The sequence below is a fragment of the Geodermatophilus chilensis genome (genome assembly GCF_002802985.1).
Lineage (GTDB): Bacteria > Actinomycetota > Actinomycetes > Mycobacteriales > Geodermatophilaceae > Geodermatophilus > Geodermatophilus chilensis.
In genome coordinates this window covers 1-1,583 of record NZ_NVPT01000340.1, presented here as the reverse complement: position 1 = coordinate 1,583, position 1,583 = coordinate 1, and the positions used below count along the sequence as shown (strand labels likewise).

Below are 1,583 nucleotides of genomic sequence, written 5' to 3'. Positions count from 1 at the left end.
CCGTCCCCGGCCAGGCAGGCGGCGTCGTCGTAGGGAGCGTTGAAGATGCCGAAGCCCTGCTCCCGTGGCGCGACGCCGAACGTCGGGATGTTGCCCTCGGCGAGCATGCCGGCCGGGGTGTTGCAGCCGTCCGGGCCCTCCCGGTTGAAGACCAGGACGGCCTCGTAGCCGCCCGCGGCCTCCACCGCGGCCACCTTCGCCGTGAAGTCGCAGACCCCGCGCTCGGCGACGGCGATCTGGGTGCCCTCCCCACCGGCCGGCACCGCCGGGTCCCCGGGGCAGGCGCGCCCGACGAAGACCGCTTGACCGCTGATCGTCTCACCCGGGTCGAGTCGGGTGCCCTCACTGCTGGCAGGGGCGGCGTCGAGCTCGGTGCCGTCGGTGTCATTGCGTGCGGTGACGGCGTAGGGGGTGAAGTCCTCGTCGGCGCCGATCACGAAGGCGTCGTCCGCGGTGAACTCGGCCTGGTGGGCGTTGCCCTCCGGCGGCACGGTGAACCCGCTCTCCAGGGCCTCGGGATCGGGGTCGGGGAAGTCACTGTCGGCGAGGTGGACCGGGTTGGCCGGGTCGGTCACGTCCAACTGCACGTAGCCGGCGTCCCAGTACGAGGCCAGCATGACGAACCGGCCGTCGATCTCCTTGACGATCATGTCGTGCAGGAGGACCTCGTCGAGGCCCTGGTCCGGCTGCAGGATCCCCGGGAACAGAGCCGCGAGGTCGTGCTCGGCGATCAGGACCGGCGTCCTGGGATCGGTGATGTCGACGATGTCGACGTTCGCGGCCTCCTGGTTGTCCACCATCACCGCGTAGGCCCGGTCGCCGGCGTCCCAGGCGAAGACGCTGTGGGTCTGATGGGCCGACCTCTGTGGGTTGGTGGGGTCGTCGGCGTCGCCGAAGCCGACCGCGAGGGGCTGCGGCTGGAAGGGGTCGGTGACGTCGTGGAGGTTGATCCCGCCGAACCCGGTCGCCGGGTTGCAGATCTCGTTGTTGGTCAGCAGGACGTCGCCGGTGAAGTCCGGGGTGTCGATCGACACGACCTGCACCCCCTCGCCAGGGAAACTGCCCTCCGGGGCCCGGACGAAGCCGACCTCCCGGGGATCTCCGATGTCGGAGATGTCGACGACGTGGACCCCGGTGTTCTCGCAGACCGACCGGCCGAAGGCGGCCAGATAGGCGTGGTCGCCGAACACGGCGACGTCGGCGATCCCCCCCGGTTCGACGTTGCTGAGCTCGAGCTTGCTGACCAGGTCGATGTTCTCGTCGACGGGCAGCAGGTGGCCGTCGGTCCCGTCGTGTTGCGCAGCGTGTCCGTAAGCGCCCTGCGCATCGTCGATCGCCGGCTCGTCGTCGTCGTGCGCGAACGCCGGCCCGGCCGTCGCGAACACGCCGACGGCGGCCAGAGCCGTCACCTTGCCGATCCTCGTGAACACGCGCCCTCCCGGGAACAGGGATCGCCGGTCGCCCGGCGCGTTCCCTCGACACGTCGGGTGCCGAGGAGGTCACCCAAACGGGGTACACCGCCGCGGTCAAGGCTCGCGGGAGTTCCCATGCACGCCGACCCCGCCCGGGGGTCAGGACGCTGC

At 70.9% G+C, this 1,583-nt stretch carries 1 protein-coding gene; it reads right to left on the bottom strand.

The genetic code is table 11. From position 1 onward, the window contains the following. The coding region (locus CNO22_RS27345) for a PA domain-containing protein (RefSeq protein ID WP_157937165.1) at positions 1 to 1,430 on the bottom strand (1,430 nt) is incomplete at its 3' end. Positions 1,431 to 1,583: the final 153 nt, after the last annotated feature.